The organism is Novosphingobium aromaticivorans DSM 12444 (genome assembly GCF_000013325.1).
Taxonomy (GTDB): domain Bacteria; phylum Pseudomonadota; class Alphaproteobacteria; order Sphingomonadales; family Sphingomonadaceae; genus Novosphingobium; species Novosphingobium aromaticivorans.
Map to the genome: position 1 here is coordinate 2,513,521 of NC_007794.1, position 21,843 is coordinate 2,535,363.

At 64.0% G+C, this 21,843-nt stretch carries 17 protein-coding genes; 3 read left to right on the forward strand and 14 right to left on the reverse strand.

The window, feature by feature from the left end; translation table 11 throughout:
- Nucleotides 1–7 precede the first annotated feature (7 nt).
- From SARO_RS11900 to rpmF, 4 genes are all read right to left on the reverse strand, one after another.
- Nucleotides 8–304, reverse strand: a complete 297-nt coding sequence (locus SARO_RS11900) for an integration host factor subunit alpha (protein WP_011446007.1) — start codon at nucleotides 302–304, stop codon at nucleotides 8–10.
- Nucleotides 305–424: 120 nt separating this feature from the next.
- Nucleotides 425–1,402 carry a beta-ketoacyl-ACP synthase III gene (locus SARO_RS11905; RefSeq protein WP_011446008.1) on the reverse strand — a complete coding sequence of 326 codons (978 nt, stop codon included), beginning with the start codon at nucleotides 1,400–1,402 and terminating at the stop codon, nucleotides 425–427.
- The gene (plsX, locus tag SARO_RS11910) at nucleotides 1,399–2,493 is read right to left on the reverse strand and encodes a phosphate acyltransferase PlsX (RefSeq protein WP_011446009.1); all 1,095 of its coding nucleotides are present in this window, start codon (nucleotides 2,491–2,493) and stop codon (nucleotides 1,399–1,401) included. Before plsX ends, SARO_RS11905 begins: the two co-directional genes overlap by 4 nt.
- A 26-nt stretch (nucleotides 2,494–2,519) precedes the next feature.
- On the reverse strand, nucleotides 2,520–2,699 hold the full coding sequence (gene rpmF, locus SARO_RS11915; protein WP_011446010.1) for a 50S ribosomal protein L32: 180 nt from the start codon (nucleotides 2,697–2,699) through the stop codon (nucleotides 2,520–2,522).
- A gap of 243 nt (nucleotides 2,700–2,942) precedes the next feature.
- Here rpmF and SARO_RS11920 point away from each other — a divergent pair, with 243 nt between their 5' ends.
- Nucleotides 2,943–3,335: an MAPEG family protein gene (locus SARO_RS11920; RefSeq protein WP_011446011.1), complete on the forward strand. Its 393-nt coding sequence runs from the start codon at nucleotides 2,943–2,945 to the stop codon at nucleotides 3,333–3,335.
- 64 nt (nucleotides 3,336–3,399) lie between these two features.
- Here SARO_RS11920 and SARO_RS11925 read toward each other — a convergent pair whose 3' ends face one another.
- A complete protein-coding gene (locus SARO_RS11925; protein ID WP_041550318.1) occupies nucleotides 3,400–4,068 on the reverse strand; it encodes an MBL fold metallo-hydrolase in 669 nt (222 codons plus the stop codon).
- A gap of 281 nt (nucleotides 4,069–4,349) precedes the next feature.
- Nucleotides 4,350–5,051 (reverse strand): S24 family peptidase, encoded by a 702-nt coding sequence (locus tag SARO_RS11930; protein ID WP_011446013.1) that lies wholly within the window; start codon nucleotides 5,049–5,051, stop codon nucleotides 4,350–4,352.
- A 116-nt stretch (nucleotides 5,052–5,167) separates the two neighbouring features.
- Between SARO_RS11930 and SARO_RS21505 the strand changes: the two genes are divergently transcribed.
- Both SARO_RS21505 and SARO_RS11940 read left to right on the forward strand, forming a co-directional pair.
- Complete coding sequence (locus tag SARO_RS21505) at nucleotides 5,168–5,356, forward strand: hypothetical protein (protein ID WP_011446014.1); 189 nt, start codon at nucleotides 5,168–5,170, stop codon at nucleotides 5,354–5,356.
- The gene (locus SARO_RS11940) at nucleotides 5,346–5,723 is read left to right on the forward strand and encodes a hypothetical protein (RefSeq protein WP_011446015.1); all 378 of its coding nucleotides are present in this window, start codon (nucleotides 5,346–5,348) and stop codon (nucleotides 5,721–5,723) included. The genes SARO_RS21505 and SARO_RS11940 overlap by 11 nt, the downstream gene beginning before the upstream one ends.
- Before the next feature lie 91 nt (nucleotides 5,724–5,814).
- Here SARO_RS11940 and SARO_RS11945 read toward each other — a convergent pair whose 3' ends face one another.
- From SARO_RS11945 to cysS, 8 genes are all read right to left on the reverse strand, one after another.
- Nucleotides 5,815–10,401 (reverse strand): hypothetical protein, encoded by a 4,587-nt coding sequence (locus SARO_RS11945; protein WP_234007355.1) that lies wholly within the window; start codon nucleotides 10,399–10,401, stop codon nucleotides 5,815–5,817.
- A gap of 11 nt (nucleotides 10,402–10,412) precedes the next feature.
- Nucleotides 10,413–12,431 carry a hypothetical protein gene (locus SARO_RS11950; RefSeq protein WP_011446017.1) on the reverse strand — a complete coding sequence of 673 codons (2,019 nt, stop codon included), beginning with the start codon at nucleotides 12,429–12,431 and terminating at the stop codon, nucleotides 10,413–10,415.
- Nucleotides 12,431–14,419, reverse strand: a complete 1,989-nt coding sequence (locus SARO_RS11955; protein ID WP_011446018.1) for a GlcG/HbpS family heme-binding protein — start codon at nucleotides 14,417–14,419, stop codon at nucleotides 12,431–12,433. Before SARO_RS11955 ends, SARO_RS11950 begins: the two co-directional genes overlap by 1 nt.
- Nucleotides 14,419–15,834 (reverse strand): multiheme c-type cytochrome, encoded by a 1,416-nt coding sequence (locus SARO_RS11960; protein WP_011446019.1) that lies wholly within the window; start codon nucleotides 15,832–15,834, stop codon nucleotides 14,419–14,421. Before SARO_RS11960 ends, SARO_RS11955 begins: the two co-directional genes overlap by 1 nt.
- A 181-nt stretch (nucleotides 15,835–16,015) precedes the next feature.
- Complete coding sequence (locus tag SARO_RS11965) at nucleotides 16,016–17,452, reverse strand: aldehyde dehydrogenase family protein (protein ID WP_011446020.1); 1,437 nt, start codon at nucleotides 17,450–17,452, stop codon at nucleotides 16,016–16,018.
- Nucleotides 17,453–17,525: 73 nt separating this feature from the next.
- Entirely contained in the window at nucleotides 17,526–19,181 is a 1,656-nt protein-coding gene (locus SARO_RS11970) for an acetolactate synthase large subunit (RefSeq protein WP_041550322.1), read from the reverse strand.
- 175 nt (nucleotides 19,182–19,356) lie between these two features.
- Entirely contained in the window at nucleotides 19,357–20,280 is a 924-nt protein-coding gene (locus tag SARO_RS11975; RefSeq protein ID WP_011446022.1) for a D-2-hydroxyacid dehydrogenase, read from the reverse strand.
- Between the two features lie 78 nt (nucleotides 20,281–20,358).
- The gene (cysS, locus tag SARO_RS11980; RefSeq protein ID WP_011446023.1) at nucleotides 20,359–21,840 is read right to left on the reverse strand and encodes a cysteine--tRNA ligase; all 1,482 of its coding nucleotides are present in this window, start codon (nucleotides 21,838–21,840) and stop codon (nucleotides 20,359–20,361) included.
- Nucleotides 21,841–21,843 lie beyond the last annotated feature (3 nt).

A 21,843-nucleotide genomic window follows, 5' to 3' on the forward strand; every position in this document is an offset into this window, starting at 1 on the left:
GGCGATCTCACGCCTGGCCGATACGGTCCTTCAGCATCTGACTGGCGCGGAAGCTCAGGACACGGCGCGGGGTGATTGGAACCTCGATGCCGGTCTTGGGATTGCGCCCGATCCGCTCCGCCTTGTCGCGCAGCAGGAAGGTGCCGAAGCCTGAAATCTTGACGTTCTGGCCATCCGCCAGAGCATCGCACATGTGCTGCAAAATGGATTCGACCATTTCCAGCGAATCCGCACGAGACAGTCCGACGCGGCGGTTGATGCTTTCCGCCAGGTCGGCTCGTGTCAGGGTACCAATTGAACGCATCCCCCTCGTTCCCCCAATAGGACCTACCAAGGCGTCCGAGAATAACGGTGTTTCTACGGAACGCAATGCAATGCCTTGGGGACAAAGGATTAGAATGCGTCCATTCCGGGATGGAACGGTTCACACCCGGGCCAAACTGGCGCCCCAGGTGAATCCACCGCCCATCGCCTCGAACATGACGAGGTCGCCGGGCTTGATCCGCCCGTCCCGCACAGCGGTGTCATAGGCGAGCGGAACCGAGGCAGCACTGGTGTTGGCGTGATGGTCGACCGTGACGATCACCTTGTCCGCGGGAAGATCGAGCTTGCGCGCGGTAGCGTCGAGAATGCGGAAGTTCGCCTGATGTGGTACGACCCAATCGATTTCTTCCGCGTCATGCCCCGTCGTCTCAAGAACTTCCTTCAGGACATTCGCAAGGTTGGTGACGGCGTGACGGAAGACCTCACGGCCCTTCATGCGCAGCTTGCCGACCGTCCCCGTCGTGGAGGGACCGCCATCGACATAGAGCAGCTCGTTGTGCGCGCCGTCGGCGTGGAGGCGCGTTGCCAGAATGCCGGGCGCCTTCGGGTCCGTTTCGTCGACATCGACAGCTTCAAGCACGACCGCACCGGCACCATCGCCGAAAAGGACGCAGGTCGTGCGATCTTCCCAGTCGAGCAGCCGGCTCATGGTCTCGGCGCCGATCACCAGCGCGCAGCGCGCCATGCCGGAACGGATCATCGAATCCGCAGTGGCGAGCGCATAAAGGAAGCCCGAGCAGACCGCCGCCACGTCAAAGGCGATGCCGCCGTTGCACCCGAGGTTGTGCTGGACGATCGTTGCGGTCGCCGGGAAGGTCTGGTCGGGCGTCGCCGTTGCCAGAACGATAAGGTCGATGCGCGAGGCGTCTACGCCGGCGGCTTCGAGCGCCTTGCGCGCCGCTTCGGTGGCAAGCGTCGAGGTGGTTTCACCTTCGCCCGCGATGTAGCGGTTGCGGATACCGGTGCGCTCGACGATCCATTCATCGGTCGTGTCGACCATGGTGGTCATTTCGGCATTCGATACCGCGCGACGCGGCAGGGCCGAACCGCTGCCACGGATTACGGACCGCACGCTCATGCCGCGCCATCCTCGCGGGCGGCGGAAGACTTCGACTTCCCTCCGCTGCGGCCCGAGGTGCGAATAGCCTCCGCGCCCACGCGGGCAAGGTCGGCCTTGATGCGTTCGGTCAGGTTTTCCTCCAGCAGGCGCGCCGTCACGGCAACGGCGTTGGCAACGCCAAGTGCCGAGGCGCCGCCATGGCTCTTCACCACGATCCCGTTGAGGCCAAGGAAGACCGCACCGTTGTGGTTGTTGGGGTCGAGGTGATGCTTGAGCAGTTCAGTCGCCGGGCGCGAAATCAGGAAGCCGAGCTTCGAGCGCAAGGACGAGGAAAAGCTGCGACGCAGAAGGTCGGCAACGAAACGCGCCGCGCCTTCCATCGACTTGAGGGCGATGTTGCCGGAGAATCCGTCGGTCACCACGACATCGACGTCTCCGCGCGAGAGCTTGTCGGCTTCGGTGAAGCCGTCGAAGGACAGCGCCAGGTCACCGGCCAGGGCCTTGAGCTCGGTGGCCGCGTCACGCAGCGAATCGGTGCCCTTGGTCTCTTCCGTCCCGATGTTGAGCAGACGGACGCGCGGCGCGTCGAGGCCATTCACGATGCGGGCATATGCCGCACCCATGATCGCGAACTGGACGAGGTTGCGGGCGTCGCACTCGGTATTGGCACCGAGATCGAGCATCACCAGATCGTTGTCGCCGAGCGTCGGCAGAAGCGCCGACAGGGCGGGACGGTCGATCCCCGGCAGTGTGCGCAGCGCGAGCTTGGCCATGGCCATGAGCGCGCCGGTGTTGCCCGCGCTGACCGCGGCCCCGGCCTCACCCCGCTTCACGGCGTTGATCGCCATGCCCATCGAGGTGGTCTTGGCACGGCGCAGCGCCTGGGTCGGCTTTTCGTCGCCGGAGACGATGTCAGGGGCGTGGAGAATCTCCGACGCCCCGCGCAGGTTCGGGTGGTTTTCGAGAGCCTGCTTTATGCGCGCTTCATCCCCGACAAGCAGGAACTTGAAGCGGTCATGACGACGACGGGCAAGCGCCGCGCCTTCGACCATAACGCGCACGCCCTCATCGCCGCCCATCGCATCGACGGCGATACGCGGCAGGCTCATGATCCCGATTCCCCCCGCTTACAGGCTCAGAGCCCGACGGCGATGACTTCGCGACCGTTGTAGTGACCGCAGGCGTTGCACAGCATGTGCGGACGCTTGAGTTCACCGCAGTTCGAGCATTCGTGGAATGCTTCGGCGCTCAGCGCGTCATGGCTGCGGCGCATGCCCCGGCGGGAGGGCGAAGTCTTTCTTTTGGGGACGGCCATTTCGGCACCTGTTCCTGAATTGCGTACGTTTGTTGCGGGCGCGATAGGGAAAACCTGTCCATCGCACAAGCCCTGTTGCAAACAGGACCCGCACGCAGCGACTAGCGCAACAGGAACGGGATTCGCCAACCGCGGGCGAAGGCGCGCCTATACGGATTTTCTAATGCTTTGCAAGCTTGGCCGCGCTACCAATCCTGCCGGATCCCAAGGACGGACCATACGATAGGGGGAGTACCTGAAGGCATGACGATTCTGCCCATAACGCTGTGCGCGGCCGCCGCGGCGGCCGCAATCAACATCTGGCTGTCGATACGCATCGGCATGATCCGCACATCGCGGAAGATCAGCATCGGCGACGGCGGCGATCCCGATCTCGTGTGCAGGATGCGCGCGCAGGCCAACTTCGTCGAGAACACGCCCATCGTGCTGGTATTGGTCGCCGCGATCGAGCTGGCGCGGACCGGCAATCCATTCCTGCTGGGAGCAGCCGGACTCTATATGCTCGGCCGCATCGGACATGGTGTGGGCATGGATGGCGGGCCGCTGGGCTTCCTGCGCGGCGTCGGAACGCTGATCACCATGCTGACCCAGTTGGGCCTGGGCGTATGGGCGGTGTCGATCGCGCTGGACATGTGATCGGTGCGGGAAGGCATGGTTCGCCCTGCCTTCCCACACCCTCTGCGCCCGAGAAAGAAAAGGCTCAGCTCAGCGCATAATCGCTGACATAGGCATTGGTCTGGCGCTCACGACCAAACGTGCTGTTGGGGCCATGCCCCGGAACGAAAGTGACATCGTTGCCGAGCGGCCACAGTTTTCCGGTGATCGAATCGATCAGGTCCTGGTGATTTCCCATGGGGAAGTCGGTGCGGCCAATTGATCCCTGGAAGAGAACGTCGCCCACGATCGCCACGCGCGAGGGCGCATAATGAAAAACGACATGGCCCGGGGTGTGACCGGGGCAGTGGATCACGTCGAGTTCGACCTCGCCGACCGTCACCTTGTCCCCATCGGACAACCAGCGCGTAGGCTCGAACACCTCGCCGGTGATGCCCCAGCGGCGCCCATCCTCGTCGAGGCGGGAAATCCAGAAGCGGTCAGCCTCGTGCGGGCCTTCGATGGGTACGCCGAGTTCCTTGGCCAGAATGCCCGTCATGCCGCAGTGGTCGATATGGCCGTGAGTTACGAGCAGTTTCTCGATCGTCACGCCGGTCTTCTCGACGGCCTTGCGCAGCTTTTCGAGATCGCCACCGGCATCGATGAACGCGCCCTTCATCGTCTTCGTGCACCACACGAGCGTGCAGTTCTGTTCGAGCGGCGTGACGGGAATGATCGCCACGCGGAATGGCGGTTCGGCTGCTTGCTGTGTCATGCTCGCGATTTGGAGGCATGGACCGGCAATTGCAATGCCCCGGCAATTGCATTGGTAAGTGCGGCGCATCAGCCTGGGTACATGCTTTCAATCCGCATCTCCACCATCTGCGGTTGGCGGCCGGGTCGTCGGAAGCTGGGCTTCATCCGTCGATGCGACGCATCACTTCCCTATGCAGGAAGACCGCGCCTGCATTGGCGCGAAGGCCGAACAATTCCTGCCCCGGGCATCGTTGGTGCTCAATCGCCCCCCTACCCGCTTCTGCGCAGGACGCATCGCCCCTAGAGCCGCCCCCCTTTCCAGACCACGCGGCCAACGATCTCCACTTCGTGCGCTGGCCGTTCGATCCGGGGATAGGCGCCATTGTCAGAAATGACCCGCAGGATGCCCCCTGGCCCCGGCTCGAGCCGCTTCACCAGCAGCATATCGTCGAGCCGGATGACGTGGATGCCCGCCCGCATGGGGCGGGCCGTGCGGTCGACGAGGATCTCGTCTCCATCGCGCAAGGTCGGCTCCATCGAGTCGCCCTCCACCTCGATGACCGAGAGCATGGCCGGTTCCAACCCCTGCCCTTTCAACCAGCGATGGGAAAAACGTAGCCGGCCGGAGGGAATTTCCTCTGCCGGCAGAGCCCCGGGGCCAGCCGAAGCTCCTAGCGGCAGGCGCGGAATATCGGCCCATTCGGCAAGCGCAGCGCGAGTCGTCGGGACAACGATGCCGCGGCCTTGCCCGACAACCAGTGCACTGCCGCGCGACGGCGCACCAAGATCACTCTCGGGCACGCCGAAGAACTCCGCGAGCGTCCGCCGGTCGTTTTCTTCAAGCTTCCGTGGGCTACCCTTGCGGACGAACTGCTGCAGATAGGTCTGGTTGCGGCCGATCAGCGCGGACAGCGACGCAAGGCTGACCCCCCGCCCGGAGGCAAGCGCAACAAGCCGCGAGCGAGTGCCATCGTCGCCGCTTTCGTCGTCGTCAGTGCTCATGCGCCTTCCTCCACTTTCGAAGGACTTTTCCTAGCAATGTAGGATTTTGCCGTCAACATAGGAAAAATCCTATTTCGAGTCGATTGATCCGCTCGCACCATGGAGGCCAGACAAAAATGCTTCTCCGTCAGATCGAAAGGTTCCTGGAGCGCACGGGGATGCCGTGCACGAAGTTCGGGCGCCTCGCCGCACATGACCCCCGGCTTGTGGGCGACCTGCGAAACGGACGCGAGCCGCGTTCCGCCATGGTAACGCGCGTGGAACATTTCATGAACAATTTTGCGGAGAGTGTCCATGCTGCTTGACCATTGCGCCTTCGAGATCAAATCCGCCATGCAGACGGCAGCGCCCCCGCGCCGCATCGCGCCAAGCGAACGGCTGCTGCGCGAAGTGCGCGAGGTCGCCGGACCGCTGGCCGAGATCGTCTCCCACGCCGAGACGCCCTGGGCGAGCATCACCTTCTCGGGCTCGCGCCACACGATCGTACTGCGCTTCGCAGGCTGCGATGCGGTAAGCGACGGCGAGAGTTTCATCGCGCTGCTGCCGGACCACGAGTTCAGGATGCGCGGCCAACTCGTCGCCGATGCATCGGTTGGCCGGGTCGATCACGAAATGCTGCCCACCCCCATGCTGGAGGTGGAGTGCGACGTCCTGCTGCTGGACGAGGATTGACCCCGGGAGGATCGAGCACGGAAGGATTGGACCAAGTGGAAAGCCGGACGCCCTGCGCGGGGCGTCCGGTCTCCTCTCCAACCAGAAAACCCTACTGATCGACCCTGGCGAGCATGGGCGCCGTCTTCGCCCCGACCCACAGGCTCATGTCCACCTTGTTGGTGACCCGGAAAACCTCTCCCCGGCTGTTGAGGAAAAGATCTTCCATTTCTGCCCTGTTGAACGGCCGCGACCCCAGGCGACCGAAAATCGCGATCTGGCCGCCGGTCTCATCCACGCCGCGGTCGCGGTCCAGCCCCTTGGAAAGCGCAAGCGCAGGCGTCGGCGTGCGGGCCCACGCGATCAGCTCCGGCCTCGGCTCGGGCGAGAACCCGTAGAAGTTGGGCTGGCTGGCCGGCGATGTAAGCTGCAGCACCTTCATGCCATTTCGCCCATCCGCGACGTAGGCAAAGAGCGAAGCGTTGGTCGATGCGACGATAACGTCCTCGGCATCGTTGAGCTGCCCGTCGGCGGTATAGCTCGTGTAGATCGCCGGCCGGGTGGGCGCGGTGATGTCGACGATCACGAGGCCCTGCTGCTTGGCCGCGACATAGGCGTAGGTGCGGGCAAGATAGACGCGGCGAGCATCGGCCAGCGGGACCGTTGCCGAAGGCACCGGCCTGGGCTGGGCAAGGCTGGTAATGTCCATCAGTTCGAGCCCGTTGGCAGTCGTCACCCAGAGATAACGGAACTGCACCGCCGTGGCGCGCGGATCGCGCAAGGGAACGACCGATGTGATGCGCGGGTCGAGGCACGTCTCGCCGCCCTTCTTGTCGCTGACCTCGCATGGCTTGTCCGGCGACCAGGGCTTCGTCAGATGGACCGTGACCACCGCCTTGTCGGTGACGACATAGGCGTAGTCACCGGCCAGCGTGATGTGGCGCGCACCGGTCAGTACGCCATCCGGATTGAAGGTCAGCGAGCGGGTGAAGAAGTTGTTGCGGAACTCGCCATCCGCCAGTGTGTCGACGTTGACCGCAATCAGGCCTTCCACGGCATCGGTGACGAAGGCGTAGTGGTAGATCGGCGAGAACGGCTGTTCCTGGTTGATGCCGCGCAGCTCCGCCGTGTTGCGGGTGGGTGCGATCGACTGGTTGGTCGGCAGCGCCATGCAGGTCGCGTTGGTCGTCGCGACATGGGTGTCCTGGCCGAGCGGCGAGAACGGCGCGTTGACGATGCGCTCGGAGAAGCCCTTGTTGGCGACTGACGCGATATCGTAGGCGCGGAAGCCGCCCTTTCCTTCGGCCACGAACATGTACTCCCCGCGCATCTGCAGGCACCGGACCGCGTCCTTCGTGCCTTCGACCACGTTCGAGAACTCCTCGTGGCCCGTCGTCTCTCCGGAAAGCTTGCCGTCGAAAGGCTTGCCGCGCGTCCAGTTCTTCAACTCGCGGCCGTTCTTCTCGACATGCTGCTTCCAGAAGTCCGGATAGGCATAGCGATGGAGGTACGAGCCGATCACCGCCTGGGGTTCGTCCCATTCGGTCACTCGCACCGCCTCGAAGCCGCCGTCGAGACCGAACCAGGCGTTCATGCCAACGAAGTTCACGTAGTTCGTGCCCAGCAGCAGGAGTTGCGCCATCGTGGCGTTGTTGTCGTCATCCTGGCTGACGTGGCAGTCGGTGCATTGCTTCGTCTCGTTCTTGCGGACGGTGTGCGGGAAGTGAGGCGCAAAGGCCTGGCTGGAATAGCCGATGGCCGAGATCGGCGGCTGCTGCACATAGATGCGTTCGCGGTTGATGTTGGTCGACGACAGGATCAGCGCCGATGACGAACGGATAGGCGCGGTTATCGCCTTGCCCGACACAGGGTTGCCCGAGGCATCGAACTGCACCGGATCGGAGCCCGACGACTTGTTGCGCTGGTGCTTGCCCAACTGGAACATGTCATCGCGCGCGACCTGAGGGTTATAGGTCGCATAATTGCGGGTGTAGTCTTCCTCGTACTTGTGCGTGGCCGACTTCCAGTTCGCCTCGATAGGCAGGTGACAGCCTGCGCACGAAGTGGTCCACGAAAGGTGGCATGTAAAGCAGGCCATGTCGTCGTCGCGGTGCGCGCGCGCTTCCTTGGGCACGCCGGTGCCGAACTTGTAGACGCCGTCCTCGGACGCGGACTTTGCCATGAGCTTGGCGCGGGCGGCCTTCGGATTGAAGATCGGCTTGCCGGCAGTGTCGATCTTGCCGGCAAAGCGCGCGTCTACCGAATCCTTCACCAAGCTGACGCGCCAGGACAGGTTGGGATCGATGATCGAACGCTGGACCAGTACGCGGCGCCCGTCAGCCTCGTTGAACCACTCGAAGCGGCGCTGGCCATCGGCGTTGCGCAGCAGTGCAAGGTTGTTGCCCTTCTCCGGGGCGGCCATGTTCGAGGTCAGGAGCGTCGGGTAGGCGTCAGGCGTGCCGTGGCAGTCCTTGCAGCCGATCTCGACCGCATTGGCGACTTCACCGTAGATCAGTCCATTGCCGTGGCTGTCCTGCGAGAAATGGCAATCCGCGCATTGCATGCCGAGCTGGGCATGGATGTCCATCATGTGGACGGCCTTGCCGGGATTGCTTTCGCCGGGATCGACGAACTTGCCCTCACCCGCCTTGCGGAACTTCTCCGGATCGTCGGGCGAGACGATGTGCGCCTTGTCGGTGCCGTAGGACGACATATCGCCCTCATCGTCGAGCAGGTTGCCGCGACGGTCGCGCTTGAGGATCGCGCGGAAGTTCCAGCCGTGCCCGTGATAGTCGGCGAGCTGCGTGTCCTTGCGCTGCCCGTTGAGGTCATAGACGTTGCGCAGGAATTCCACGTCGCGCCAGAGCCCGCGCGTCGAAGCGCCCTCCGGATTACGGTCGAGGACCTCGCGCTGCTCGTCGATCGTGGGATAGAACTGCTTCTTGTACGTCTTCTCGTAGTCCGCGTCGGACATGCCGGCGGGCTTGGGCGCGACGTTCTCCGGTCCCGGCCACATGGTGGGAGCATCGGACTCGTAGTCCCACATCGTGTAGCCGAGATAGGAGTTCAGGAAGATGTTCGGCTGGTGCATGTGGCAGTTCATGCACTGCGCTGTGGGTATGGCGCGGGTGAAGGCGTGGACTAGCGGGTGGCCGCGTTCGCGGTCTTGCATGGCCACGGGGCCTTCATGTTCGTCGCCGTGCCCTGCGGCGTTATTGCCGCCCTTCTTCGCATGGCCCTTTTCATCCAGACCTGCCAGGGCGTGGGCGGAGGCCTGGTCCATCTTGTCGTGGTCCATCGTGCCATGCGGCGCGACGCCCTTTGCCGGCGCATAGACGAGCTGTTCGGCCGACGAAATCGCACGGGCGCAATCGGCTGCCATGTCGGCTGACTGCTCGGGATCGGACCTGTCGCCACCAAGATAGGTGCCCTTGCCGCCCAGGACGGTAGCCCGGACCTTTTCGTGGTGTTCCTGCTTGGCGGCATCGTAGCTGCCGTAGGCGCCCTTGCGGTGCTGGCCTTCGCGCAGGGAATTGATGGTGGGGTCGGCGGTCGCGGTCTGGCCGTCACGGCCGCACTTGCCATAATTCAGGCTGTGCCGAGGTTCGCGGTCGTTCGCGTAGATGACGTGGCACGAAGCGCAGCCGGAGGAGCGATAGTCGCCCGGCTGGTCGTTGGTGCCCATCTGGTAGAGGAAGGGGTCATTCAGGCGCGTCTTGTGTATGTTCAGGACCGGGATCGCGACGCGCAGACCGGTCGCGGGTCCGCGGTTCGACTGCTTGAGGTCGGGACGGCCAGGCTCTTCGAGGCGCTGGATAAGGCCGGTGGAATTGGGAAGCCCGATCTCGGGGAACTGCGGGTTGATCGTGCGACCACCGTCCTCGAAAACGCGGAACACGTCGCCCGGCGGAATCGTGTGCCAGCGCGGCAGCGGATACATGATCGGCAGCGCACCACGCGCCTTTTCCCTGGGCGTGACAGTGCCCCACATGGGCTGGCCGTCGGGGCCGATCTCCTTGGACGGAGACTTGATCAGCGCCGCTTCGCCATTGCGGGTGAAGCTTTCGCCGAAGAGGTAGTTCTTGAAGGGGACAATGCCGTTGTTGTAGGCCGCGCCGCCCCACAGCATCGCGCCTGTCGACATCAGCGAACGCTCGGACGCCTCGATGATGGACATGTGGCATGCACCGCAGGAATCGCGTGCGACACGATAGTCCGAAGGGTTGATGAAACGGACGAACTCAGGGCTTTCCTTGGCCAGAAGAGCATAGGAACGCTTGGGATTTGCGGACGAGGGCCAGCCCCAGGCAACGGGATACCGGGGCAGGACGTGGGCGTCCTTCATCGCGCCGACGTATTCCATCGAATTGCGGTTCCACGAGCGGTCGGCAACGACCTTCGTGTTGCCGCCGTGGCAATCGGCACAGGACAGCACGACCGCCGGGCTCGCGTGCATCGTGCGATGATCACTCGCCGTGTGGCAGCTTACGCAGCCGGCGTTCTGCTTGTCGACAAAGACCCACTGCTCCTCGACCGTGTCGCCGGGCTGGCCGCGCGGTGCCGCAGGAGCACGGGTATAGGTGACTTTCTGCGCCTTCTCCTCGCCCGACGCGTAGAGCGCGCTCGGCACCAGAAACGCAGCGAGCGCCGCGACGAGCCATGCCAGCGGGAGAGTGCGATTGCGGCGCTTTTGGGTCATGAGCCTGTTCATCAGAAGGCCAGGGTCGCGTTGGCGAGGACGGAATAGAAGCGGCTTGCCTTGCCCTGCTGCGAGAACAGGTCATCGAAGCCGCCGCCGGGTTCGAGCATGGCGCCCGACAGGCGGAAGATCAGGTTCTGCGACGCATTGGGCCGCCAGATTGCCGAGACCGACGTGTCCCAGCCGATGTCGTTGGGGATCGAGCCTTCGTTACGCAGGACTTGCAGGATCTTGGTGTTCTCGAACCACAAGTGGTTGACGTTGGTCGAGACGCGCACGGTCGGCGTAAGGTCGAAATCGCCACCCAGCCCCAGCATCATCGTGCCCGGGTTGGTGAAGTTCGACTGCCCCTGCTCCTTGCTGGACCGCAGGCTGTTGAGAATGCCGTTGCGACCGTTCACCGAAATCGCGCGACCACCGCCGGCGAACGGGATCGTCTGGCGAATCCAATAGCTCGTATCCGCGCCCGCGAATTGCGGATTCTCGAAGATTGCGTCGAAGCCGCCTTCGGTCTTGTCGTAGGGGTCACTGTCGCCGCTTGCCCACAGGCCGGAAAGGCGGATGCGGGTCCAGTCGATGTCGTAGCTCAGCTCGGCCGCCGCCATGAATGCCTTGATCTCGGCGGGGCGGCTGGTGAGAAAATTGTTCCGGTCCTCGCCCAGCGCCGCATAGAGCTGCGCGGTCAGGTTCAGTCGACCGATGTGCCCGTCAGCCGCATAGCCGAGATAGACAACGTCGTATTCGCGGCCACGCAGGTCCCCCAGCAGTGCAGGCCGCACGGGGAAGCCGTTGGTGTCCGCATGGACGTCGTTGCGCTCCCGGTTCATGTTGTACGTGACCGAGACCTGGCTGGTCAGGCCGACGAAGGGGAAATCCTGCCGGTAGAGGTTGGCCATGAACACCCAGTCCCGACGCGGCGACTGGCTGATGTCGTTCAGGCCGGAATTTGTTTCCTTTTCCAGGCGCCAGAACGCGGCGAGATTGAACTGCACGCGGTTGTTGTCGCGGTTGCCGAACAGGCGGACGCCAAGCTGGTTGTCGTTGAACAGGAAGCCGCGGAAATCGGACTGCATCGGCTGAATGCCGGCGCGCAGGCTGACGAAATCGTACCGCTTCGTGTCGAAGCGACCGATGTGATAGTCGATGAAGGCTTCCTGCAGACCGATGAAGCCGTCGGTGCGCTTGGTGCCCTTGGATGGCTGCACGTAAAGGACGCGCCGCTCCGGCACTTCGACGTGATTGAGGTTGCCTGCGATCGCGATGCGGTATTCGACGACCGGCGGCTTGTACGCCGTCATGCCCTTCAAGAGCGAAAGGCCGGCGATGAAGGTCTGCGACAGGACAAGGCTGTGGCTGCGACCGAAGACGTCGATCTCGTTAGGGTTGGTCGTGGTCTGGTTTCCGACCGGGATCGGGAAGCTGCGGGGCTCGACCACGGTATCCGAGACAGCGCTCGCGATGAGGAACCAGTCATCGCCCTTGAGGAAGCCGGGGCGCTTGCCCTTTGCTAGCGGACGGTCGCCCTTGAGAAGGTTGTGATGGAACGGGTCGAGCTGCGAATGGCAGACATATTCGAGCCGGGGGAACAGCGTGTAAAGCGAACGGTCCTTCTTGCCCGTCGCCGCGTCCTTCTGCGGGCACAGGGTGGACATGATGCGCCAGCGGTCGGGCAAGCCGACCTCTAGGCCGAGATCTCCAATCGGACCGTCGCCGTCGTACTTGTCGTAGAACGCTTCGGGCGGCGGCGCATTCACTGCGCCGGGATTGTCCTGCTCCACCTTGTCCGGAAGGCGCTTGTTGAAGCCCGGTCGGCGGCGCCCGTCGATCAGCGCCCCGTCGGCATCCGTTTCGCCTCCGGGCAGCGGCTCCGTGGCGGGTGCCCGCTGCTGGTCGGATGGGCTCGCCTCCTGCGGTTCCATCGCTCCCGGTCCGGCAGCCTCGACGGCGGCAAGGACATGGTACGGCAGCGCCATGGGAGCGGGACTGGCCATTCCCAGGGCGGGCGCGATCAGGGCGACGACCTGCTGCATCACTTGCCCTCGCAGACGTTCTGGTCGGAGGTATCGAGGAACGGCGAGAACGGACAGTTCACGTAGCGCAGCCGCACCCCCGCCCCGATCGGGACGACGATCGTGTCCGCGCGGATCGCCTTGGGTGCATTGCCGATACTGCCGACCCGCACGCCGCCGTTGTGCGCTCCAAGGAAGGCGATCATGTCATCCTGGTCGATGCCATCGCCGGAAATGCCAATCGCGCCGACCAGCTTGTCGCCGCGATAGATCGGAACCGAACCGGGGAATATCTGGATGCCGTTGGCCAGACGCTTGCGCCCCGTTGGCGTGTCCGGCACCGCCGTACAGGTCTGCGCCACGTCACGGGCATTCAAGCTGTTCTGCACGAAGACCGCGTGCTGCAGCAGGTTGGCCTTCACGAGAGCGATCTGAAGCCCGGTCGCGAACGGGTTGAAATCGGTAATCGGACGCGAGAACGGTCCATTTGGTCGCCCCAATTCGCCGTCGGGGAAGAATGGTCGCGAGAGATTCCCGCCCGAACGGTCTGCAAAGGCGACCTTCCCCGTCAGCGCGCTCTGATCGCCCAGAAAATCGCGGACGCGCTGGACGAAGGCGGGGATTTCGGCGTCGGTATCGGCAAGAAGCTGTTCGGCGGCGACCGGGTTCGAGAAGAAAGCTGCCGTGCGGGCCTTTTGCAGCGACACGTCGATGCCGAAGATGGGAGCATCGGGCCCGCGAACGAGACCAAGCACCTCGCCATAGGTATCCACGACCGACATCGAAACCTGGGCCCGGCTGTCAAGCGGGCGACGAATCTGCGCGCGGGCACGCGTCATTATCGTAAACGCTTCCTCCAGAACCGCCCTCACTTCGGCTGCGGTGAGCGGCTGGCCCACAGCTGCCGAATCTGTGCCGCCCCTGATCGGATAGCGATCCGAACCCGAACCATTGGTCAGGACATAGGCATCCGGGAGGGAAAACTCGGCCGTGGTCGCCCGGCGGATGCCACTGCTTTCGCTGCCGTACGGCGTCCCTGCGACCACGCCGGTGCCGTCGAAATAGCCGCGTACCGGCACGAGCGTGCCGATAACGTTGTTGATTGCGGCAAAGCTGGTCTGAAGAGGATGGAGCCCCTCCTCGCGCGCATCGGCAAAGCGCAGCGTCGATCCGTCAACCGGGATGCGGTCGGCTCGGATGTCGGCCGGAGGAGCGAAGCCCTGGATGCCGGCCAGCGCCATGTATTCCTCGGGATCGCCATCGACGTCTAGGACGTTGGGATCGTAGCCGTAGTCGCCATCGGCCATGATCCCGATCCCGCCAACGACGACGCCGTTCTTGTAGAGAGGAAGTCCTCCGGGATCGGCCGCCAAGCCAAGCGGCGAGCGCTTGGGGCCGATGAAGGCCGAAGAGCCCGCATTGCCGGTGACAAAGCGAGAAGCAAGATCCGAACAGGGGAGCTGGCTGAACTGCACCCCGAACAACGGTCCGGCTTCCAGCCCGGGGGTGTTCGACGCGGGCGGGAAATGCTCCTGCACGATCATGCTCGCCGTGCGGGTCGAAAAGGCATTGCCGCTCGATGAAAGATACGCCGCAGTGATCGCCTTGGAAATCGCGCCCATGGTAGCCTCGACCTCGAGACCCTGCGCATCGACTTCGCGGGGGGAGATTTCCCCGGTCGCCGTCCGCTGGCTGGTGATCATGCGCGTGACGGCGCCGTTCATACGGAACACGGCAAGGACATTCCCGACACGGTCGACGACGGCGACGATTGCGGGATAGTTCAAGGCCTTCGCCTCGCCCACGGCCTGGGCAACGATCTGCTGGACCTCGGCAACCGTCAGCGCTTCCTGCGCCGGGTCAGCGAAGAAACGCCCGGACGAGCTGGGCGTCGGGGTGGGCGTGAACGTGCCACCCGACGAGGAGTCACCCCCGCCGCACCCGGAAAGCGCAAGCGAGAGAGCAAGTGCGACGGCGGTTCCCTGCCTCAGGGGCAATGGCATGCGCATCAGCGGAGGCTCCGGATCGATCGGACGGCACCACCGAGCGCGCGACGGAAGGCAAACGGCTGGAAACCATTGGGGTCGCGTACAGCGGCATAGGCCTGGTTGATCTGCACCCTCAGGTTACCCGCCGAGCCCGCCGGCACCATGCCCTGATTGACGAGGCCGTTCAGCAGCGTGTCGACCGCCATGACCGACTGCACTGCCCCGCCGTAGTCGGTGAAGCGTTCGCCAATGGCATCGCTGGCGATCGATTCCATGATCGCGAAAGTCTGCTCGCGGGTAAAACTGGCCGAGGCGAAGCGCGACGACAAAGCGTCCGCGGACTGCCGCAGCGCCTGAGCGGCTGCCACGGCTTCGGCGCGATTGGCACCCATGGCCCGGTGGAATGCCTTGCTCCTTGCGTCGAAGCCTGCGGCAGCATCGGGCGCAACGACCCTGGCCGCGGCAAGAAGCATGATGATGTTCTCGTCATTGTAAGGCGGCATGCCGAGATGGACCGGGCGCCCGGGGTTGGGCACCGCAGTGACGTTGCCCTCTTCGCCATCGTAAATCCGGCGATGGCAGGAATGGCAGTCGTAGAACGTGAACTCGGGGAAAATGCCGTCGGTCGCCCGAGCCGGTTGGCTGAACAGTTCGAGGCTGCGCTTCACCGCTTCGGCCTGCCCGACGGCCCACATGCGCATCGAGTTCGTCTTGCCGCCCTTGCGGCGCACGTAGTCGGCGTCTTCGTCGTGATGCTGCTGGAGGGTCGTGCAGAGATCAAGCTCGAACGAGATGCGCGGATGACCGGCGGCCATGATGCGGTGGGCGATGAACTGCCCCTTGGCATCGCCCGAGAAGTGGCAATCGAGGCAAACCTGGGCCTTTGTGCGCGGACTGGTAAGGTCGGTCATACCCTGCGCCACGTTGCGCGCGTGGCTTGCGCCCACGGTGTAGTGCGTGGAAAGCCAGCCACCGGACGCGCCATGGCAGGCCTCGCAATCGACGCCATCGGCAGGCCGAGCGGAACCGGGCGTAACGTGGCAACCCGCACATTCCCGCTGGATGCCGGCGGAATCGAGACCCATGCGGCGGATGATCGCTTGTCCGCGCGGCTCCTGGATCACCCGCCAGGCGCGGCTATGCGCGCCCGAAGGAGAGGACTCCTCCTGCCAGCGCATGAGTTCATCCTGTCGGACCACAGCCCCATCAGCCGCGCTGCGGCCGTGACACGTCGAGCCCGCGCAGGACGCAACGCCGACGTGGGCCCGAAGCGAGCCGCCCGCCCCCTGAGCCTGGACCGCCGGTGAAACAAGCGAGGACGCGCCAAGAGCCGCGCCGGCCATCGCCAGGCACGCAGCAAAGGCCATCACGGCCGAGCGCGGAAAGGCGCTACCGATGCCCGCGAACCGCCGGATTGCGATGAATTTGTCCAGCATTGCCCCTCGTCCCCGCCGGACCCCACGCAGCCGGGCTGTTGCCCTGTACCACGCGCTTGCCGGAAGTGCTGCAATGCGACCCCGTTGGATGGAGCCTAGGCTACACAGGCCCTGCGGTTCAAGTGGCTATTGCCCCTCATGCATGAATAAGCCCATGCCAACCGGCGAATTTCCCCGGATTTTACCGCCTCCGGATGACCATGTTCCGAATCTCCGTCATGTCCTCCATGGCGAAACGAATGCCCTCGCGACCGAGCCCCGAGTCCTTCACGCCACCATAGGGCATGTTGTCCACGCGGTAGGAGGAAACGTCGTTGACGACGATCCCGCCGACCTCGAGCCTGTCCCAGGCCTCCAGCACCTTGTGCAGATCGGATGTGAACACACCGGCCTGAAGGCCGAACTTGCTGTCGTTCACCTCATCGAGCGCGGCATCCCAGTCAGTGAACTTCGACAGGATCACAACGGGACCGAAAGCCTCTTCGGTATAGACCTCCATGTCGCGGCTGCAGCCTTCGAGCAGCGTCGCCTCGAGCATGTTGCCCTCGCAGCTTCCGCCCGCAAGAAGCCTCGCTCCGCCCGCGACCGCCGCATCGATCCACTTCTTGAGCCGCTGCGCCTCCTTCGCGGAGATCATCGGACCGATGAAGGTATCGCGGCTCATCGGATCGCCTGCCTTCAGCGTCTTCACTTTCGCGGCCAGCATGTCGCGGAAGGTATCGTAGATGTCGGCGTGGATGATTACCCGCTGGACGTGGATGCACGACTGCCCGGACTGGTAGTAGCCGCCGAAGATGATCCGGGCGAGCGCGTGTTCCAGATCGGCGTCCCTATCGACGATCACCGCCGCATTGCCGCCCAGTTCCAGCACGACCTTCTTCTTCCCGGCCTTCGCCTTGAGGTCCCAGCCCACGCCGGGGGAGCCGGTGAAGGACAGGAGCTTGAGGCGTTCGTCGGTGGTGAACAGCTCCGCGCCGTCACGACTGGCCGGCAGGATCGAGAACGCGCCTTCTGGAAGGACATCGCACTCGGCCAGAACTTCGCCCATGATGATCGCGCCGAGCGGGGTCATCGAGGCGGGCTTCATCACGAAGGGACAGCCGACTGCGATCGCGGGCGCAATCTTGTGCGCGGCAAGGTTCAGCGGAAAGTTGAATGGCGAGATGAAGCTACATGGTCCGATCGGCACCCGCTTCCACATCCCCATGTAGCCCTTGGCGCGGGGAGAGATGTCGAGCGGCTGGATCTCGCCGTAGTTGCGGGTCGCTTCTTCGGCGGCGATACGGAACGTGTCGATGAGGCGACCTACCTCGCCTTCCGAATCCGCGATCGGCTTTCCCGCCTCGATGCAAAGCGCATAAGCCAGTTCGTCCTTCCGCTCGATGAAGCGGCTGACGCAATGGTCAAGCACGTCACGCTTCTCGTAGCTCGCCAGCCGGGCCATCGGCGCTGCCGCGCGGACCGCTCCCGCGATGGCCTCGTCGATCACGTCGGGCGTCGCAAGCGCCGTCCGGAAGGCGACCTTCCCATTGAACTTGTTCGTCACCTCGAGGTCGGCGTTGGGCTGCACCGCCTTGTTGTTGAGGTAGAGCGGGTAGACGTCTTTCAGCTTGGTCACTTCACAATGTCTCCACGTCGTTCCCGCCCCGGTCCGGGGGCCGGGGCGGGGATGCCGGTCGGATCAAGGAGCCCTAGAGCGCCTTCGACAGTTCCTTGATGTCCTTGTTCAGGATCTGGTCGTTTTCCGAATAGTCGACCGGGCAATCGATCAGGTGGACGCCGGGAGTGTCGCGGCAATGTGCGAGGAGTTTCTCGAGATGTTCCGCGCTTTCGACACGGTATCCCTTGGCCCCGTAGCTGTCGGCATACTTCACGAAATCGGGGTTGTTGTACGTCAGCCCGAAGTCCTCGAATCCCATGTTTGCCTGCTTCCAGCGGATCATGCCATAGGCGCTGTCGTTGAGGATCAGCACCGTGAGATTGAGACCCAGGCGGACCGCAGTCTCCATCTCCTGGCTGTTCATCATGAAACCGCCGTCGCCGCAGATCGCCATGACTTTGCGGTCGGGATAGAGCATCGCGCTCATCATGGCCGAAGGAAGCCCCGCCCCCATCGTCGCCAGCGCATTGTCGAGCAGGACGGTATTGGGCTTGTAAGCCGTGTAGCCGCGCGCGAACCATATCTTGTAGACGCCGTTGTCGAGGCAGATGATGCCGTCCTCGGGCATGCAATCGCGCACCTGCTGGACAAGATGCGGCGGGAATACCGGAAAGCGCATGTCAGCGGCCAACGGCGCGGTGTGCGCAACTTCGGCCGCGCGATAGGCCAGCATGTGGTCGAAGTTCCACGCGGGATTGGGCGTGATCGCTTCCTTCATCTGCCAGATCGCGTTGGCGATGTCGCCGATCACTTCGATCGAGGGGAAGTACACGGGATCGACTTCGGCGGTCTTGGTCGAGACATGGATGACCGGCGTCCCGCCCTCGCGCATGAAGAACGGCGGCTTTTCGATAACGTCGTGGCCGACATTGATGATGATGTCGGCATCCTCCACCGCGCGGTGGACGAAATCGCCGGACGAAAGCGCGGCGCAGCCGAGGAACTTTGGATGGCGTTCATCGATCACGCCCTTGCCGAGTTGCGTCGTCAGGAACGGGATACCGGTCTTCTCGACGAATTCGAGCAGCATCTTGCCAGTCATCTTGCGGTTCGCCCCGGCGCCGATCACGAGGACTGGCGCCTTGGCGTTCTGCAAGGCGTGGACCGCCTGTGCGACCGACTTGGCATCGGCGTTGGGCCGGCGAACCAGACTGCGCTTCAGGGGAACCGATGTAGTGTGTTCGTCGGCGATGTCCTCGGGCAATTCGATGTGGGTCGCGCCGGGCTTTTCCTCCTCGGCAAGGCGATAGGCCTCGCGCACGCGGCTGGGGATATTGTCCGAAGACGCCATCTGGTGCGTGAACTTGGTGATCGGCCCCATCATCGAGACGACATCGAGGATCTGGAAGCGGCCCTGCTTCGACTTCTTGATCGGCTTCTGCCCGGTAATCATGAGCATCGGCATCCCGCCCAGCGTGGCATAAGCGGCAGCGGTGACGAAGTTGGTTGCGCCGGGCCCCAGCGTCGCGATGCAAACGCCGGTCTTGCCGGTATGGCGACCGTAAGTCGCGGCCATGAAGCCCGCGCCCTGTTCATGCCTGGTGAGAACGAGCCTGATCTTCTTCGAGCGGGACAGCGAATCGAGGAAGTCGAGGTTTTCTTCGCCCGGAACCCCGAAGATGTACTCGCAGCCCTCTTCCTCGAGGCACTCGATAAACAGGTCGGATGCCTTCTTGCCGTCGGCCATTTCGCGTCGCTCCCACTGTGGAAGACGCGCGGCCACCCTGCGACTTCCTCCATCTACCGGATGCGACCGCGTGGGCGAAAAGCCGTTCGTGCGTGTCGTTATGGCCCCCGCACGTGCCCTTGGCGCAAGGGCTATCAAACCGAGGGCAGCAAGTCACCCCCTCACGGGGTTCCGCTCAATATCCCAGCGCAAGGTCGACTTGCGGCTCGAGCGGCTCTCCGCGCCGGAACCGCGCGAGATTTTCGAGGAACCGCGCTACAGACCGCTCGAACATCCGCGTCTGCGCCCGCCCCGACAGATGCATCGTCACGTGCGCGTTCGGCAAGGACCACAGCGGATGATCCGCCGGCAGCGGCTCCGGCGAGGTGACATCGAGGAATGCTTGACCCGGGCGCCCCGCCGAGAGCGCGACGACCAGTGCCTCCTGATCGACCACGGTGCCGCGGGCGACGTTGATGAGGGTCGCGGTCGGCTTCATTGCCGCCAGTTCGGCGGCGCCGATCATGCCTTCTGTCTCGGCCGTCGCCGGAACGGCAAGGATGACCCAGTCGAATGTGCCAAGCTGTGAGCGCCATTCGTCGGGGCCCAGAGCGCCGGCCCCTCCGGAGCGCCTGACCTTCGCCACGTCGACGTCGAAGGCCTGAAGCATCCTTTCGACCCGCTGCCCGATCGCGCCGTAACCGAGAACAAGCGCGCGCGAGCCGTGAAGCTCGACCTTGCCGGGCGAATCCATCAGCCACTCATGCCGTTCCTGCGCGCGAACCACCTCGCGATAACCCTTCGCGACCGTAAGCATACCCATGACCACATATTCGGCGATGGTGATCGCGTTGATGCCGACGCCGTTTGTGAGAACGACGCCGCGCTCGCGCAAGAGATCAAGCGGCATGGCGTCGACACCCGCATAGATAGAGTTGAGCCACTTCAGCTTGGTGGCGCTGCGGATGGCCTTGGCCATCGGCTCCTTGTCGTTGAGATCGAACCAGCCGATCTCTGCCTCGGGCGCCAGTTGGAACAGCTCCTCGACCGACCGGAAGAAACGGGGTTCGATCCAATCCGGCAGGCGGCTTTCGACCAGCGGCGCCGCGACGGCATTCATCACAAGAACTGTCACTTTGCGGCACTCTCCGGTTGTGTCGGCGGAGAGATTAGCGCGCCGGTCCTGAAATGAAACTGGTTACGCGAGTTTCCACTCCCAGCCGAGCGGATCGCCGTCCATCACTTCCACGCCCTTGGCAGCAATCTGGTCGCGAAGTGCGTCAGAGCGGGCAAAGTCCTTTTCGGCACGGGCCGCCTTGCGAGCATCTAGCAGGGCTTCGATCCCAGCCTCGTCGATCTCGACGCCCTTGGGCCGGATGCGCAGCGCCCTGCGGTCGAGTTCAAGCAGCCCGAGCCCGAGGACGGCGTCCATCGCGGCGACAGCGGCAAGCTTGTCCGCCGGATCGACCTTCTTCAGCCCGAGCACTTCCTCGAAAACGGTCAGTGCGACGGCGGTATTGAGGTCGTCCGACATAGCCGCGTCGAACCTTTCGAGGAACGGCGTGAAGCGCGGCCCCGGCTGCGCTGCGACTTCCGGCGCACGCTCCTTGAGCTGGCCCACCGCGATCAGCATCCGCTTGAGCCGCGTCAGTGCGGCGCCAAGGCCCTCCCACGAGAACTCGAGTTCGCTGCGATAGTGGGCCTGGAGGCACATGAGGCGGTAGGCCAGAGGGTGATAACCCTTGTCGATCAGCAGCTGCAGGCGCAGGAACTCGCCGCTCGACTTGCTCATCTTGCCCGAGCGCTCGACCAGGAAGTTGTTGTGCATCCAGATGCGCGCGCCCGAATTGGCCGGCACGTCCAAGCCATTGGTGCAGCAGAACGCCTGGTTCTGCGCGATCTCGTTCGGGTGGTGGATCTCGCGGTGGTCGATGCCGCCGGTGTGGATGTCGAACGGAAATCCGAGGACTTCGCCCGACATGACCGAGCATTCGAGATGCCAGCCCGGGGCGCCCCTGCCCCATGGCGAATCCCATTCCATCTGGCGTTTCTCGCCCGGCGGCGTCTTGCGCCAGATGGCGAAGTCGGCGCCGTTGCGCTTGCCTTCGACCGCCTCGATGCGCCCCTCGCCCTCTTCGGTCTGGGCGCGGGCCAGACGGCCGTAATCGGCGACCGTAGAGACATCGAAATAGAGCCCGCTGTCGAGTTCGTAGCAATGCTTCGCCGCGATCCGCTCGGCAAAGGCAATCATCTGGGGCACGTATTCGGTGGCAATCGTCCAGCGCGCGGGCTGGCGGATGTTGAGCGCCTTCACGTCCTCCCAATAGGCCTGGGTATAGTGCTTCGCGATGTCCCAGATGGAGCGCGCCTCGGCCCGCGCCATCTTCTCCATCTTGTCCTCGCCCTCGTCGGCATCGTCGGTCAGGTGGCCGACGTCGGTGATGTTGATGACGTGAGTAAGCTTCAGCCCCTTGAACGACAGCGTACGCCCGAGCAGATCGGCGAAGACATAGGCCCGCATGTTGCCGATGTGCGGGTAGTTGTACACGGTCGGCCCGCACGAATAGACGCGCGCCTCGCCCGCGTGGACCGGCTGGAACGCTTCCAGCTGGCGGGTGAGGCTATTGAACAGCCGGAGCGGTGCCGAAGGCGCGAACGGCGCGGGAGCGTGGACGGACATGGC